Annotated in this window: 15 protein-coding genes and 1 tRNA gene; 9 read left to right on the top strand and 7 right to left on the bottom strand. The window is 67.2% G+C overall.

Annotated features, from left to right (window positions below):
• Positions 1-18: 18 nt before the first annotated feature.
• The 5 genes from H7V21_RS01490 to H7V21_RS01470 form a co-directional block, all read right to left on the bottom strand.
• Positions 19-1,383, bottom strand: a complete 1,365-nt coding sequence (locus tag H7V21_RS01490; protein WP_188054881.1) for a cryptochrome/photolyase family protein — start codon at positions 1,381-1,383, stop codon at positions 19-21.
• 84 nt (positions 1,384-1,467) lie between these two features.
• Positions 1,468-2,157, bottom strand: coding sequence for a hypothetical protein (locus tag H7V21_RS01485; protein WP_188054880.1), 690 nt, complete (start codon positions 2,155-2,157; stop codon positions 1,468-1,470).
• Between the two features lie 62 nt (positions 2,158-2,219).
• Entirely contained in the window at positions 2,220-3,251 is a 1,032-nt protein-coding gene (locus H7V21_RS01480; RefSeq protein ID WP_188054879.1) for a 2-oxoacid:ferredoxin oxidoreductase subunit beta, read from the bottom strand.
• A 10-nt stretch (positions 3,252-3,261) separates the two neighbouring features.
• Positions 3,262-3,828: a hypothetical protein gene (locus H7V21_RS01475; RefSeq protein WP_188054878.1), complete on the bottom strand. Its 567-nt coding sequence runs from the start codon at positions 3,826-3,828 to the stop codon at positions 3,262-3,264.
• A complete protein-coding gene (locus tag H7V21_RS01470; RefSeq protein WP_188054877.1) occupies positions 3,825-5,774 on the bottom strand; it encodes a 2-oxoacid:acceptor oxidoreductase subunit alpha in 1,950 nt (649 codons plus the stop codon). The genes H7V21_RS01475 and H7V21_RS01470 overlap by 4 nt, the downstream gene beginning before the upstream one ends.
• A gap of 184 nt (positions 5,775-5,958) precedes the next feature.
• Between H7V21_RS01470 and H7V21_RS01465 the strand changes: the two genes are divergently transcribed.
• From H7V21_RS01465 to H7V21_RS01430, 8 genes are all read left to right on the top strand, one after another.
• Entirely contained in the window at positions 5,959-6,933 is a 975-nt protein-coding gene (locus H7V21_RS01465) for an alpha/beta hydrolase (RefSeq protein WP_188054876.1), read from the top strand.
• 79 nt (positions 6,934-7,012) lie between these two features.
• On the top strand, positions 7,013-7,507 hold the full coding sequence (locus H7V21_RS01460) for an RNA pyrophosphohydrolase (protein WP_188054875.1): 495 nt from the start codon (positions 7,013-7,015) through the stop codon (positions 7,505-7,507).
• A 44-nt stretch (positions 7,508-7,551) separates the two neighbouring features.
• Positions 7,552-8,445, top strand: a complete 894-nt coding sequence (locus tag H7V21_RS01455; RefSeq protein WP_262503954.1) for a YdiY family protein — start codon at positions 7,552-7,554, stop codon at positions 8,443-8,445.
• Between the two features lie 49 nt (positions 8,446-8,494).
• Entirely contained in the window at positions 8,495-9,703 is a 1,209-nt protein-coding gene (locus H7V21_RS01450) for a hydrolase (protein WP_188054874.1), read from the top strand.
• Positions 9,700-10,710 (top strand): arginine N-succinyltransferase, encoded by a 1,011-nt coding sequence (locus H7V21_RS01445; RefSeq protein WP_188054873.1) that lies wholly within the window; start codon positions 9,700-9,702, stop codon positions 10,708-10,710. Before H7V21_RS01450 ends, H7V21_RS01445 begins: the two co-directional genes overlap by 4 nt.
• Before the next feature lie 24 nt (positions 10,711-10,734).
• Positions 10,735-11,988 (top strand): N-succinylarginine dihydrolase, encoded by a 1,254-nt coding sequence (locus tag H7V21_RS01440; RefSeq protein WP_188054872.1) that lies wholly within the window; start codon positions 10,735-10,737, stop codon positions 11,986-11,988.
• A 64-nt stretch (positions 11,989-12,052) separates the two neighbouring features.
• Positions 12,053-12,268, top strand: a complete 216-nt coding sequence (locus tag H7V21_RS01435; protein ID WP_188054871.1) for a hypothetical protein — start codon at positions 12,053-12,055, stop codon at positions 12,266-12,268.
• Positions 12,269-12,339: 71 nt separating this feature from the next.
• Entirely contained in the window at positions 12,340-13,659 is a 1,320-nt protein-coding gene (locus H7V21_RS01430; protein WP_188054870.1) for an ATP-binding protein, read from the top strand.
• Positions 13,660-13,905: 246 nt separating this feature from the next.
• Here H7V21_RS01430 and H7V21_RS01425 read toward each other — a convergent pair whose 3' ends face one another.
• Together H7V21_RS01425 and H7V21_RS01420 are read right to left on the bottom strand one after the other, a co-directional pair.
• The gene (locus tag H7V21_RS01425) at positions 13,906-14,649 is read right to left on the bottom strand and encodes a hypothetical protein (protein ID WP_188054869.1); all 744 of its coding nucleotides are present in this window, start codon (positions 14,647-14,649) and stop codon (positions 13,906-13,908) included.
• Positions 14,650-15,007: 358 nt separating this feature from the next.
• Positions 15,008-15,084, bottom strand: a tRNA-Arg gene (locus H7V21_RS01420).
• An 84-nt stretch (positions 15,085-15,168) separates the two neighbouring features.
• On the opposite strand from H7V21_RS01420, the gene H7V21_RS01415 reads away from it, so the two are divergent.
• Positions 15,169-15,666 carry a hypothetical protein gene (locus H7V21_RS01415; RefSeq protein WP_188054868.1) on the top strand — a complete coding sequence of 166 codons (498 nt, stop codon included), beginning with the start codon at positions 15,169-15,171 and terminating at the stop codon, positions 15,664-15,666.
• Positions 15,667-15,916: the final 250 nt, after the last annotated feature.

The following is a 15,916-nucleotide window of genomic DNA, read 5'->3' as shown; positions in this document are numbered from 1 at the left end:
ATTTGCGGCAACCGTGGTTCAGCCGAGCCGCGCCGCGGCCTCCAGCGCGCGTTGGCGGCCCTCGCGATGCGCCACGATCTTCGCGGGATAGGCCGCGGGGCGGCATCCCTCCGCCTCGGGATCGTGGATCGCCGCTGCGGACACCGCGGCCAGTTCGGGCACCCACTCGCGGATATAGGCGCCGGCGTCGAACCGCTCGGACTGGACGAGCGGCGCCATGATCCGCCCCCACATGTTCGAATCGATCCCGGTGCCCGAAACCCATTGCCAGTTCACGGCATTGTTGGCGTAATCGGCATCGACCAGCGTGTCCCAGAACCAGCGTTCGCCTTCGCGCCAGTCGATCAGCAGGTGCTTCACCAGGAAGCTGGCCGCGATCATCCGAACACGAGTGTGCATCCATCCGGTCGCCCACAGCTGCCGCATCCCCGCATCGACGATCGGATAGCCGGTGCGGCCGCGCTGCCACGCGCGCAGATCCGCCTCTGCCGCCGCCCCGCTCCGCCAGCGCAGCGCGTCGAACCTGGCGCGTCCGTTGCGCGCGCCATAATCGGGCATGTCGAGCACCAGGTTGCTCGCGAAGTCGCGCCAGGCGAGCTCCTTGCGAAACTTCATGCCGGCGTCGGCCGCCGCGACTGCGTTCCACAGGCTGCGCGGCGAGATTTCCCCGAAATGCAGGTGCGGCGACAGGCGCGCTGTTGCGTCCGCGCCCGGCAGATCGCGCTGGGCACTATAGGCGCCGACCTGCGCCGCGAAGCGCTTCGCCTTCCGGTGCGCCTCGGCTTCGCCCGGGGTCCAGTCGTCGCCGAATGCGGCGGTCCAATCGGGCTTCTCGGGCAGCAGCTTCCAGTCGGCCAGTGCCTCGCTTTCGGGCCATCGCTCGGGTGCGGGAATGCGTTGCGGGCTCGGGAGAGCGTCGCCGGGCGGCATCCGCTCGCTCAGCGCCCGCCAGAAAGCGGAATAGACCTTATACTGTCCGCCCGATCCGGTGGTGACCGCGCCGAGCGGCGCCAGGTGATTGCCATCGTGCAGGGACAGACGCTCGCCCAGCGCGTCCTCGGCCGCGCGCCACCAGGGTTCGGCATGGCGGATCGCGTGGATGCGCTCGGCGCCGGTTTCCCCGGCGAGCGCTCCGAGCACCTCGGCCGCCCGGCCGCGGCGCAGGATCAACCGCGCCCCCTTGCCTTCCAGCGCGTCGGCGAGCGCGGCGAGGCTGTGGTGCAGCCACCAGCGCTGCGCCGCGCCGATCCGCCATCTGCCCGGCGTCTCATCGTCGAGCACATAGACCGGAATCACCGGCCCCTCTCCGCAGGCGGCGATGAGCGCGGGCTGGTCGTGCAGCCGCAGATCCTGGCGCAGCCACAGCAGCACGGGCTTCGTCATCGTTGTCGCATCCCCCGATACGGAACGACGCGCCCGCCCCGCCGGGGGAGGACGCGTCGCTGCGCTTGTGCCGGTTTCTCCCGGTCAGCTCATATTCTGGCGCGCCGCCGCGAACTCGTCGGGCTGCAGATAGGTGTCGCCGTTGGTGTCATAGTAGAAGAAGCCGTCCGCCGCGCGATTCAGCTGCTCGGGACGGGCATAAGGCATCGTCTCGTCGTTCGGCTTGGGCGCATTCGGATCGAGACCCACCGCATAGATTGCGAACTCCGCGACCGAAAGCTGGCCGTCGTCGTTGCGGTCGAGCTCCTCGAACGTCATCCGGCCGGTGTCCATGCCGCCGCTGGCCATGCTCCCGGCCGAGCCGCTCATCGTGCTGCCGGTGGAGTCGCTCATCGTGGTCGTGTCGCTGCTCGTCGAGCCCGCGCTGCCGCTCATCGTTCCGCCGGAGTCGGTCGAGGCCATGTCGCTTCCGCCGCTCATGTTGCCGGTGCCGCCGGGGATCGGCGTCGCTTCGACAGTCGCGAGATACTCGTCCTCCAGCGTGCGTACGTCACGATAATAGCCGGCCTGGTCGAGCCCCGAGCGCCGCTGCTGCTGCTCGGGCGACAATGTGACGTTCATCATGTCGACCGGCACCGGCACGGCGACATAGGTGTTGTCTTCAAGCGCCGTCGTTTCGACGGGCTCGACTTCGGGCTCGGCATTGCATGCGGCCAGCACGCCGGCGGCGGCCAGTGCCGCGCAACCGATCGCGATTCTGCTCGAAAAACGCATCTTCTCTCCTCCTCTGCGAAAAACCCGCAGGGAAGAATGGGTGGAGGGCCCCGCTTGTTCCGTCAGAGCGCGTGCGGCGCCTTGTCCACCATCCAGGTCTGGCCCTTCGCCACCAGCTTCTGCAGGTCGGCAGGCTTTCCTTCGGCGACCGCCCTGTGCTGCGCGACGACCGCGCTTTCGAACGTCGCCGCCGGATCGTCATAGAGTACGCCCAGCGCCATCGGGAACGGCCCGAACGGCATCTCGACCAGCAGATGCGCGATGGTGCGGTTGGTCACGTCGTGCACCAGCACGCCCGCTGCTTCCCACTCGCCGTCGTTCACCTCGACAACCTTCAGCGTCAGCGTATCGCGATCGAGCGCCAGCCCCCTCGTGCCGCCGGCAAACAGCAGCGGCGCGCCGTCCTCCACCCACAGCTGGTTCGTGACTGCGTTCGGCTTGGCAGTGAAGGGCTCGAAAACCTCGTCGTTGTAGACGATGCAATTCTGGAAGATCTCGACGAACGCCGCGCCCTTGTGCGCATGCGCCGCCTTCAGCACTTCGGGCAGCTTCTTGTTGACGTCGATCCCCCGCGCGACGAACCGCGCGCCCGAGCCGAGCGCGAAGGCACAGGGCTTGGCCGGATGATCGACCGATCCGAACGGAGTCGAGGGCGAGCGCGTCCCCTCGCGGCTGGTGGGCGAATATTGCCCTTTGGTCAGGCCATAGATCTCGTTGTTGAACAACAGGATCTGGCAATCGAGATTGCGGCGCAGGATGTGCATCGTGTGATTGCCGCCGATCGACAGGCCATCACCGTCGCCGGTGATGATCCATACGTCGAGATCGGGATTGGCGAGCTTCACTCCCGTCGCCACCGCCGGCGCGCGGCCGTGGATGGTGTGGAAGCCATAGGTTTCCATATAATAGGGAAAGCGCGACGAGCAGCCGATGCCGCTGATGAAGACCGTGTTCTCCGGCGTGGCGCCGATCTCGGGCATGGTGCGCTGCACCGCCTTCAGGATCGCATAGTCGCCGCAGCCCGGGCACCAGCGGACCTCCTGATCGGTCTCCCAGTCCTTGGGGCTGGTCTTGACAAGCGTCATCTCGTTCATGGACCTTCTCTCAGTTCGTCTCGGCGGCCGCGAGCGGCGCGGCCATTTCCGCACCGCCCAGCAGCGCCTGGCGAATTCCGTCGAAGACGCGTCCGCGATCCTCGGCTCGATGGATCGTCGCGGAGACTGTGGTTCGAACCCCGTCCTGCTCGGCGATCCAGACCTGCCGTATGCCGCTATGCGTCAGATAGTCGCCGAAGAAGGTGCGCGCTCCGGCACGGCCGGGGATCGCGAACCGCCCCTCGAACAGCGTCTCGATCAGTCCCACGCGCAGCGGCTCGGCCCGCCCCAGTGCGGCCAGGTCTCGGAGCGTTTTCGGCGCCTCGATGTCCGCGAAGGCGACGGCGATCACAGGATCGAGCGGCTCGGCGCCGGCATAGACCGCCATCGCCGGCTCGTAGCCACCGTCCGCCCGCGGAACGCCCGCCACGCGCGCAGGCAGCGCGCCATGGAAGGCCGCCACTGCCGCCGACCCCGGCGGGGCCGCGCCGGCCTCCTGCCCGTGCGCCGGAACCGTCATCAGCGACGCCGCCGCCGCAAGGCCCAGCGCCGCCGCGCAGCTTTGCCGACCGGTCACGGGTTCACTGCCTCGGGGCTCGGCAACTGGCTGTCGTCGGGGCGCACTTCCCCGCCCTCGTTGTCCGGCACCCTGTCGAAGAACGCGCCGATCGCCGCCTCGATCTCCGCAATGCGGAAGGGTTGGCCCGACACCTTGTTGAGCGGCCGGGCATCGACGAGGAACTGGTCGCGCAGCACGGTCTTGAGCTGGCCGGTGTTCATCTCGGGTACGAGGATATTCTCGTATCCCTTCAGCAGCGCGCCCAGATTTCTCGGCATCGGCCAGATGTGGCGGATGTGGACGTGGCTCACGTCGAGCCCCCTGCGGCGCGCGCGGCGCACTGCCTGATAGATCGGCCCATAGGTCGAGCCCCAGCCGACCACGACCAGCTTGCCGCTGGTGTCGCCCAGCGCGACGTCCTGATCGGGCACGTCGACGTTCGCTACCTTTTCTCGGCGCGCGTCGGTCATCGCCTGATGGTTGCCCGGCGAATAGTCGATGTTGCCGGTCCCGGTCGCCTTCTCGATCCCGCCGATGCGGTGGAGCAGGCCGGGCGTGCCGGGCTTCACCCAGGGGCGCGCGCCTTTTTCATCGCGGGCATAGGGCAGGAAGGTCTCGCCCTCCGCCGGCGGCGTCGTCAGGAACTGCACCGGGAAAGGCGCATAGCCGCTCATGTCGGGCACTTTCCACGGCTCGGCGGCATTGGCGATATAGCCGTCGGTCAGCAGCATCACCGGGGTCATATATTGTGTCGCGATCCGCACCGCCTCGATCGCCACGTCGAAGCAATCGGCCGCCGATCGCGCGGCCAGCACCGGCATCGGCGCGTCGCCGTTGCGGCCATAGACTGCCTGGTAGAGGTCCGATTGTTCGGTCTTGGTCGGCAGCCCGGTCGAAGGGCCGCCGCGCTGGCTGTTGACGATGACGAGCGGCAGCTCGGTCATGATCGCCAGCCCCATCGCCTCGCCTTTCAGCGCGATGCCGGGCCCGGAGGAAGAGGTGACGCCGAGGGATCCCGCATAGGAAGCACCCAGCGCCGCGGCGATCGCCGCGATCTCGTCCTCCGCCTGAAAGGTGGTGACGCCATATTCCTTGAGGCGGCTCAGGTGATGCAGGATCGCCGAGGCGGGGGTGATCGGATAGCCGCCGAAGAACATCGGCAGCGACGCGAGCTGCGCGCCCGCGACCAGCCCGAGCGAGATCGATTCGGCGCCGGTGACGGTGCGGTAGAGGCCGGGTTCGGCCGGGGCAGCAGGCACGTGCAGCCGGCCCACCTGCCCGCCCAGCTCGGCGGTCTCGCCATAGGCGTGGCCCGCGTTGAGCGCCGCGATGTTCGCCTCGGCGAGTTCGGGCGCCTTGGCGAACTTGGCCTTGAGCCAGTCGACGATCGGCTGGCGCTCGCGATCGAACATCCAGAGCGCCAGCCCCAGCGTCCACATGTTCTTGCAGCGCAGCGCTTCCTTGTTGCCCAGGCCGAACGGCTTCACGGCATCGAGCGTCAGCTGCGAGATGTTCAGCTTCATCAGCTGCCATTTCGCCAGGCTGTCGTCCTCGAGCGGATTGGAGTCGTACTTCGCCTTGGCGAGATTGCGGTCGCCGAACTCGCCTTCGTCGGCGATGATCAGCCCGCCGGGCTTGAGCGCCTCGACATTCACTTTCAGCGCCGCCGGGTTCATCGCGATCAGCACGTCGGGCGCGTCGCCGGCGGTATCGATCTCGGTCGATCCGAAGTTGATCTGAAAGGCCGAAACGCCGAACAACGTGCCCTGCGGTGCGCGGATTTCGGCGGGAAAGTCGGGAAAGGTCGCCAGATCGTTGCCGGCGAGCGCGGTCGACAGAGTGAACTGGCCGCCGGTCAGCTGCATGCCGTCGCCGGAATCGCCTGCGAAGCGGACGACGACCGCCTCGGGCGGCGGATTGGCCGAGGCCTCCTCGGGCGTCAGCTGATGCGTGGCGGTTGCCATGTGCCGGTTCCTGCTGTCGTTCTTTTCTCTTGTCCTGCGTGGCATTACGCCTGCCGAGCGCTTCTCCCAAGGTAGAAAAACGCAGGGCCGATGCAACGGCCGCTTTGCCGGGGCCTCGCGCACGGCCATTTACCAGCGGTGGCCGCCTCCTCTACGAACCGGTCGCATCATTGGAGTATCGCCTATGTCCGATCCGTTCGTTCGTTCCGACGTCCGCCAGTTCCTCGACATGCTGGAAAAGATGCCGACGCCGCGAATGCACGAAGTCGATCCGGCGACGGCGCGCGCGCAGTTCGACGCGATGAAGGATCTCGCCGATCTTCCCGTCCGCGATTGCGCGGTCGATCGCGCGCTCGAAATCCCCGGCGATCCGGGACCGATCCACGCACGCCTGTTCGATTGCCGCGATGATCGCGAGCCCGGCCCGGCCCTCGTCTTTTATCACGGCGGCGGGTTCGTGATCGGTTCGGTCGCGACTCACGCGGGCTTCTGTGCCGAGCTGTCGCATGCGCTCGACCTGCCGGTGATCTCGGTCGATTATCGGCTTGCGCCCGAACATTGCTGGCCCGCCGCGCCCGACGATGCCGAAGCCGCCGCCCGCTGGATCGCCTCCAGCCCCGACGTGCTCGGCCGCAATGTCACCGGCCTGGTCCTCGCCGGAGACAGCGCGGGCGGCACGCTCACCGTGGTCACGGCGATGGCGCTGCGCGATCGCTCGGCGGCAGTGCCGGTCGTCGCGCAATTCCCCATCTACCCCGCCGTCGATCTCCAGACCGAATATCGCTCGCAGCAGCTGTTCGGCGAAGGCTTCCTCCTCACCAATGACGGCATGAAGTGGTTCGGCGACGCTTATCGCGCCGATATCCAGCACATGCGCGCCTCGCCGCTCCAGGGCGAGATGCACGGCCTGCCGCCGGCGCTGGTGCTCACTGCCAGCCTCGATCCGCTGCGCGATCAGGGCCGCGCCTATGCCGGACGGCTGATCGAGGCGGGCGTGCCGGTGATCTTCCGCGAGGCGGTCGGCAATATCCACGGCTTCATCACGCTCCGCCGCGCCATTCCGTCCAGCGTCGGCGACGTCGCCGGCGCGCTCGTCGCGTTGCGGGGGCTGATCCGCGAAGCCGAAGCGCAGCGGGTGATGGCGCAGGCGGCGGAATGACGCCGGCAATTGTGCCGGGACTTCCGGGCTGGCAGGAGCGGCCCGCGACTCGCCACGGCGCGCGTGAGGAACAGAAGCGATGACCAGGCCCGATCTTCCCTACCGCCCCTGCGCGGGCGTCATGCTCGTCAATCGCGACGGCCGCGTATTCGTGGGCCAGCGGCTCGATTCGGTGCTCGAGGCGTGGCAGATGCCGCAGGGCGGGATCGATCCCGGCGAGGATCCCTATCAGGCCGCGCTGCGCGAACTGGGAGAGGAAACCGGCGTGCGTCCCGATCATGTCGAGCTGATCGCCGAGGCTCCCGAGGAACTGACCTATGATCTGCCCGAGGAGATGATCGGCGTGGTCTGGAACGGCAAGTGGCGCGGCCAGCGGCAGCGCTGGTTCCTCTTCCGCTTCACCGGCGAGGACCATCACATCGATATCCGCACGCCCGAGCCCGAATTCCGCGCCTGGCGCTGGGCCGATCCCGCCGAACTCCCGGACATCATCGTCGGCTTCAAGGTCGATCTCTATCGGCGGCTGCTCGAAATCTTCGCCGAGCCGCTCGCGCGGAACGGCGGAGCCGCCTGAGCCTGCCCTTTTCCCGCCGCAACCCGGTGCCTAAAAGCTTCGCCGTGCGTATCCTGCTTTTCCTCGCAGCGCCGCTGCTGCTCGCCAATACGAGCGATCCGGAGACCATTCCGCAGCCGATCCGGGCGATGCTCGACGCTGCGATGGAAGCGGGCAGCGACAGCGACGTCACTGTATTGATGCGCTACGCCCGCGGCGTCTCGCCCGAAAGCGCCGAGGCAGTGGCGGCGCTGGTCGAGAGCTGGCGCACCGAGCGGCGCCGCGCGCACGAGCGCGAACTGCGCCAGGCCGGTTTCTTCGAGCTGGTGAAGGGCCGCGCCGAACTCGGCGGCTATGCCACCACCGGCAACACCCACACCACCGGCCTCAGCGGCGTGCTCGACATGCGGCGCGAGGCATTGAAGTGGCGTCACAAGCTGCGGCTCCAGGTCGATTATCAGGAGAGCCGGGGCGTTATCAGCCGCGAACATTATCTCGCCGCCTATGAGCCCAACTACAAGATCGACGACCGCAGCTACGTCTATGGCGCCGCACAGTTCGAAAGCGACCGTTTCCTCGGCTATGACGAGCGTTATTCGCTCTCCGCCGGCTTCGGCTATGTCCCTGTCCGCGGCTCGGGCCTCACCGTCGAGCTCGAACTCGGCCCCGCGTTTCGACAGACCAATTTCACCGACGGGGCCACCGAAGGCACGGTGGGCGGCCGCGGCTCGCTCGATCTCGACTGGAAGCTCTCGCCGACGATCAGCTTCCTGCAGAACGCCTCGGCCTATATCCAGAATGCCAACAGCACGCTGCTGAGCAAGACGGCGGTTCGCGCGAAGCTTTTCGGCCCGGTTTCGGGGCAGCTTTCCTATCAGCTTCAGTATGAAAGCGCGCCGCCCGCCGGCAGCGTGAGCACCGACACCACGACCCGCGCGTCGGTGGTGGTGGATTTCTAGGCGCCGCTGCCGGTTCACCTTGCCGCGATTTCGGGCTAGTGCCCCGGCGATGACAGAACTTTCCTCCGTCGAAGCCGATGCCGTCGAGCGCGCACGCGCCGCGCCGATGCTCGAACGGACCCGTGCCTGGGCGGCGATCAACAGCGGAACGCGCAACCTGCCGGGCCTCGCGCGCATGGCCGACGCGCTCGCCGATGCCTTTTCCGCGCTGCCCGGCCACCTGACGCTGGAGGAGCCCGATCCGGTGGAGAGCGTGACGCTGGACGGCCGCGTCGAGGCGCTCGACCACGGGCGCCACCTGCACGTGGCGGTCCGCCCCGAAGCGCCGGTCCAGCTTCTCTTCACCGGTCATATGGACACGGTGTTCCCGGTCGATCACCCCTTCCAGTCCGAGCGCTGGCTCGGCAACGGCCATCTCAACGCCCCCGGCGCCACCGACATGAAGGGCGGGCTCGCGCTGATGCTCGCCGCGCTCGAAGCATGCGAGGCAAGCCCGCTCGCCGCGCGGTTCGGCTATGAGGTCGTCCTCAACTCGGACGAGGAAACCGGTTCGCACAGCTCGGCCGCGCTCCTCGCCCGCGCCGCACGAGCCAAGGCCGCCGCCCTCACCTACGAGCCCGCGCTGCCCGACGGCACGCTCGCGGGCGCGCGCGGCGGCACCGGTAATTTTGCACTCGTCGTCCGCGGCCGCAGCGCGCACGCCGGCCGCAATCCCGAGGAGGGGCGCAACGCCCTCGTCGCCGCCGCCGATCTGGCGCTCCGCCTCGCCGCGGCGAAGCAGGAGGGGCTGTCGGTGAATCCCGCCCGGATCGACGGCGGCGGGCCGAACAATGTCGTGCCGGAGCTCGCGATCCTGCGTGTCAACTTCCGCCCGCGCAGCCCTGCGGCGATCGACGCCGCCCAGGCCGCGATCGACGCCGCGCTCGCCGAAGTCGCCTCGGCCCACGATGTGAAAATCGAACGCCACGGCAGCTTCAATCGCCCGCCCAAGCCGCTCGATCCGGGTGCCGAGCGGCTGTTCGCGCTGGTCAAGTCGGCCGGTGCCGATCTCGGCGTGCCCGTCGCCTGGAAAGCCACTGGCGGCGTGTGCGACGGCAACAATATCGCCGCTTGCGGCGTGCCGGTGGTGGATACGATGGGCGCGCGCGGCGGCGCGATCCATTCCTCCGACGAATATCTCATTCCCGAAAGCCTGGCCGAACGCGCCGCGCTTTCGGCGCTCACCATTCTCCGGCTGATCGACAAAGGGGCCCCATGAGCTTCCGCATCCGCGCCGCGCGCGACGAGGACCTGCAGCATCTCTACGAAATGGCGAAGCTCACCGGTGGCGGCTTCACCAATCTGCCGCCCGAGCGCGACGCGCTGAAGGCGAAGCTCGCGCGCAGCCATATCGCCTTCGCGCGTACCGAGGATGTCGTCGCCGATGAGCTGTTCGTGCTGGTGCTGGAAAACGCCAAAACCGGCGAAGTTCGCGGCACCTGCCAGATCTTCACGCAGGTCGGCCAGCGCTGGCCCTTCTACAGCTATCGCCTGTCCACCGTGACCAAGCACAGCGAGGAGCTGAAACGCACCTTCCGCGCCGAAATCCTCGGCCTCGTCAACGATCTCGAGGGCTGCTCCGAAGTCGGCGGCCTGTTTCTCCATCCCGGCGAGCGCGCGGGCGGGCTCGGCCTGCTGCTCGCGCGCAGCCGCTATCTCTTCATCCGCCGCCATCGCGCCCGCTTCGCCGAGCGGCTCCTCGCCGAGCTGCGCGGCGTGATCGACGAAGCCGGCGGCTCGCCCTTCTGGGACGGTGTTGCGGGCCGCTTCTTCGGCATGAGCTTTCAGGAAGCCGATCAGTTCAATGCCATTCACGGCAATCAGTTCATCGCCGATCTGATGCCGAAGCATCCGATCTACACCGCGATGCTCACCGAAAGCGCGCGCAACGTCATCGGCGTGCCGCATCCCAGCGGCCGCGCGGCGATGCGGATGCTCGAGAATGAAGGCTTCGCTTATGAGAATTACGTCGACATCTTCGACGGCGGCCCGACGATGACCGCGCGCACCGATCAGGTGAAAACGGTGCGCGAAGCCCGCACCGGCACGGTGGCGGCGGTGCGCGAGGGCGGCGAGCCGTCGCTCGTCGCCACCGGCACGCTCGCCGATTTCCGCTGCGCCTATGGCCAGGTGGAGCACGGCGAGGCCGGTCTCGCGCTCGACCCGCTCTGCGCCGAGACGCTCGATATCGCCGAAGGCACGGAGGTGCTGTATGCCGCACGCTGATCCGTCGTGCGGAGGGCGGCGCTGATGCTCACCGAGATCAACTTCGACGGCATCATCGGCCCCTCGCACAATTATGCGGGCCTCAGTCCCGGCAATCTCGCCGCCACCCGCAACCGCGGCCTCACCTCGCATCCGCGCGAAGCGGCGTTGCAGGGGATTGCCAAGATGCGCGCCAATCTCGCGCTCGGGCTGCCGCAGGGCATTCTGCTGCCGCATGCGCGCCCCGATCATCGCTGGCTCGAAAGCCTCGCCACTCGCTATGCCGAGGCGCCGCCGCATCTCCAGGCGCAGGCGCTCTCCGCCTCGGCGATGTGGGCGGCCAACGCAGCCACGGTTTCGCCCGCGCCCGACACCGCCGATGGCCGCTGCCATCTCACCGTCGCCAATCTGGTGACGATGCCGCATCGCAGCCACGAATGGCCCGAGACGCTGGCGCAGCTCCGCCTCGCCTTCGCGGGGGATTCGTTCCGGGTGCACGCGCCGGTGCCGCCGCCGTTCGGCGACGAAGGCGCGGCGAACCACATGCGGCTCGCGCCGGCGCACGATCTCCCGGGCGTCGAGGTCTTCGTCTACGGCGTTTCCGGCGGCCCCTTTCCGGCGCGTCAGCACCGCGAGGCGAGTGCCGCGGTCGCGCGCCGCCACCGGCTCGATCCGGCGCGCACCTTGTTCGTACAGCAATCGGACGCGGCGATCGCCGCCGGCGCCTTTCATAATGATGTCGTCGCCGTCGCCAACGGAACGGTGCTGTTCGCCCATGAGCAGGCGTTCGCCGACAGGGAGGGCTTCCACGACGCGCTGCGCGCCGCCATGCCGCAGGTCGAGATCGTCGAGGTTCCGGCGGCGCGGGTGAGCCTTGAAGATGCGATCGCCTCCTACCTCTTCAACGCCCAGCTGGTGACGCTCCCCGCCGGCGGTCAGGCACTGGTGCTGCCCTCGGAGGCACGTGAAACCCCCAGCGTCTGGAACTGGCTCGAGGAGCATGTCGCCGGGAACGGGCCGATCCGGCACCTCGAAGTCGTCGATGTCCGCCAGTCGATGGCGAACGGCGGCGGGCCGGCGTGTCTGCGTCTGCGCGTCGTCGCCGATCCCGCCACGATCGATCCGCGCTTCCTTGTCGACGAGGCCCGGCTCGATGCGATCAGCGCAGTGATCGCCGCCCACTGGCCCGAGGCGATTCCCTTCGACGGGATCGCCGATCCCGCGCTCCTGCCGGCGATCGCTGAAGCGCGGCGCGCGCTGCTCGATCAGCTCGGACTTGTCGAATTAATTGACAGGTAACCAAAAACATTAACCTGGTCTCGCGGTTTTCCGCACTTGGCGCGGCACTTGCTTAACTCCGGGCATGTTGCACAGGATTGCGCGCCTTTTCACCATCAAGACCAAGTTCGAAGCCTTTCTCGTGATCTACGGCCTCAGCATGGGAGCGGTGGAGCGCGGCCTCCACTATCTCGAGCGGTTTCCCGGCTTCGGCGGCTGGCTGCTCTTCTTCGTCTGCCCGATCGCGGTGTTCATGGCGGGGGGCCGCATCCTGGATTCGCTCGACAATCAGAAATGGTGAAGCCGATTGTCGCGCGGGGCTTTGACGACTAACCGGCGATTTACCATGCTCTCGGGGGGAGATTCTTAAGCGTGCGGCTGTTTACCGGACTGTTCCTCACGCTCGCCGGGCAGGCGCTGCTCGCGGCCGCCGTGCCCGGCGGACTGCTCGTCTGGAACATGCACAGTTCCTATATCGCCCAGCTCGCCGCGCGCGACAGCGAACGGCTCGAGGCTTTCGCCGCCCTTGCCGCCGAGGCCGCTCGCGCGGGCCGCCCCCTCGAATTGCTGATGCCCGAGCTCGACATGCGCGATCCCCAGCGCTTGGGTGGCCGAGTTGCGTTGGTCACCCCCGACGGGCGTCCGATCGCCGGGCCGAGCACCACTGCCCCGCCGCGCGTCGAGCGCCCCGTGGTGCTGAACGGCCAGACGGTCGCCCTCGCTCGGGTGGTGCGCCCGCCGCAGCTCACTAGCGAAGACCGCCACTATCTCGCCACGCAATATATCGGCATCGCGGCGATCGTCCTCGGCCTGTTCGTCGCGCTGCTCGTCGCCGCATATGAGATCGCCCGCCGCTGGGCTCGGCCGCAGGAAGAACTCTATCGGATGAGCCGCGACGTGGTTCAGGGCGAGGACGAAGTGGAGTTCGAGGAGCGCGGGCCGCGGGAGATCGCCGGAACGATCCGCAATTTGAAGCGGATCGCGCGCCAGTTCAGCCGCGTCGAAGCGGCGCGCCGCACCTGGCTCGTTTCCATCGCCGACGAACTCAAGCGCCCGACGCAGGAGCTCGGCGACCGGCTGAGCCTCCTCGCCGCTTCCCAGCCGCCGACCGATGCCGAGCTGATGACGGCGCTCGAAGACGACCAGCGCCGGCTCACGCGAATGGCGGAGGATCTGAGCGCAGTGGCGCTCGCCGATCTGGGGCGTCTCCCCGTGCGCTTCGCGAACGTCGATCCGCGCGCGCTGATCCACAATGCGGTCTGGGGCAATTCCAAGCGTGCGCTGGCGATGGGCGTCCGGCTCGAAACCAGTACGCTGCCCGAATATACGATCCTCGTGAAATGGGACGGCGAGCGGATCGAGCAGCTGTTCGGCGCGCTGATCGAGAACAGCCTGCGCTATACCCCCGCCGGAGGCAGGATCGTCCTCGGGCTCGAAGGCTCGCGCGACGCATGGCGACTGATCATCGACGACAGCGCCCCCGGCGTCGATGTCGGACTGGCCCAGCGACTCTTCGAACCCTTCTACCGCATGACGGAAGCGCGCGAGGATATGGCGACCGCGTCCGGCCTCGGCCTCGCCACTGCCCGCGCGATCGTCGAGGCGCATCATGGCCGCATCGAAGCCGGCCGCTCGCCGATCGGCGGCCTGCGCATCATGGTCGTCCTGCCCGCCAGTCCGCCGACTGCCTGACCCTATCTGCGACATTGCTTTCCGGCACCGTCGGGCGGGGCCCGGCGAGCGGCCTCGTTGCCCGGCAGGCTGACCGCGGTGCCAGCGCCGTGCCTCAGCGTCCGCGCGGCTCACGTGTCCGCTCGCGCCGAGGTTAAGGCAACCGACCCTCGTAAATCGATCGGAACCAGCAGCGGGGATTGACGTCTCCTCCGTCCTGACGCTGCCAGCGCCCTGCATCGAAAGGTGCGGGGCGCTGCTATGGCTTCACTCTCCGATTAGCGCCTTACAGGACTCGAGACTGGGAAACCGCTGTTGATCTAGTGGTGCAATGGATCGTGTTCCCTTTCCAACTTCGTTGACTAAGAGGTTCTCAGCGTCCGTGCTGAAGGAGAAAAATCTAACCCAAGCATCGGACCATCGGGATAGCCGTCGCTGATTTCGCTTAAGGAAAAAACGATGCGCTTGCGTCAGGGCAATAACGCTTTTCAATAGGTCCCGAGCCGCATTTTCGACCGCATCTACCGAAGACGTTCGCTCCTTCAAGCTGGACTCAGTAGGCACAACCTTTGCAGCATTCGCAATCGCAGCCTTCAATTCACTGCAGCGCGAACGAACGTCGGTAAATAGCAGTGCCGGTCCCTCCAACTGGCCAATATTTTTAGAGATGAACCCTGCGCCTTTGACTCCTCGCGCCCGTGCGTGCGCGGTCAATGACAGTCCAGACCGAGCATAGGTAACCAGTCGGTCAACCGCCTGCGGACAAGCCGCTTTGATCTCAGCTCGCTTACTTTCAATGACCTTGAGCGCTTCGCATTCCAAGAGCAATGCAATCTCGCCGTCCACTGCGGCGCTCAGATCTGAAATCGCCGAAAGTCGGTAATCTATGTATCGAGCGCGTTCGATGTCCTCAAACTGACGTGTTGCAACCCGAAACCGCTCGCCCCCATAGTGCTTCGCGCCACAATCTTGTCCAATCAAGAAACGCGCGCCGTCATCGTCAGTGACCACAAACCCGTTCCAGTGAGTCGACGCCTGACAGTGACAGCACCAAACCCAAGGTCCATTGGGATGGCTCTTTCGGCCTCCCTTGGGAGTCATATCGTATCGCCCTACGATATTTGGATTCTGGCAAGCATCTGGTTTCGAGCGCGACAGCTTGGCTAGCGCTTCAGGATTTCTAACCCATCCGAGATGCGTCTCAGGAACAGCGGACATGGCTGTTCTTTACTTGTTCCGAATCGGCTCGCCAAGACATGAATAGCGAGCCTGCGCCGGGGCAGTTGCTCACGGTCTGCTTATCGGTGCTGCGACGAGCAGCGGCCACCCAAGCGCGCAGCGCTAAACTATTATATTGGCTTGGAAAAATTGGCGCGCCCGGAACGATTCGAACGTCCGACCCTCAGATTCGTAGTCTGATGCTCTATCCAGCTGAGCTACGGGCGCGCATTGGAGGGCGGGACATAGAAAGGTCCGCGGCAGAGCGCAAGCCCGTTGCTTCGCCTTTTTACGACGCATAGACCCTGATCCATGCGCTGCTTCGTTTTTCCGCTCGTCGTCCTGCTCGCCACCGCGGGATGCAGCGCCGAATCCGATCGCTATCCCTCGCTGCTGCCGCGCGCGGTGGAGCTGGAGGATGCGGCCGGCATGTCTCCCGCACCGGCTCCCCCGGCCACGCCGGACGCCGCGCTCGACGCGCGCATCGCCGCGCTCGCCGCGGAGCTCGACGAGGCGCAGCGTGCCTTTGCGGCCGCGGCGCAGGCCGCCGAAGCGCGAATCGCGGTCGCGCGCGGCACGGCGCCGGGAAGCGATGCGTGGCTCGATGCGCAGGCCGCGCTCGCCACGCTCGACACGCTGCGCGCGCCGGCGCTCAATGTTCTGGTCGAGCTCGAGCAACTCGCGATCGCGCGCGGTGTCGCGGGGCAGCCGTCCTATCCGGCGCTCACTGGCGCGATCGAAGCCGCACAGCCAGTCTCACAGGCGCAGGGCGCGCGAATCGCTGCGCTCGAAGCCGCGCTGGGCCTCTAGGCCTCAGTCGTTCTTCAGCTCGGGGTTGAACGCACGCAGCAGCGGGAGGATCGACGCAAAATCGTCGGTCCAGGGCGTGAATCCCGGATAGCGGTCGAGCGGCTGCCATTGCGCCGAATCCATCGTCAGCCGATCGAGCGTCTCGGGATCCTTCGACAGCGCGATCCAGTCCGAAACCGTGGCTTGCTTGGCCATTTCCGCTGCGCTCGGCACATACACGATCCGCGCGGCGTGCCATCCGCCGAGCCGC

The sequence above is a fragment of the Sphingosinithalassobacter sp. CS137 genome (assembly GCF_014334115.1).
Taxonomy (GTDB): Bacteria; Pseudomonadota; Alphaproteobacteria; order Sphingomonadales; family Sphingomonadaceae; genus Sphingomonas.
This window is presented reverse-complemented; position numbering and strand designations above follow the sequence as displayed.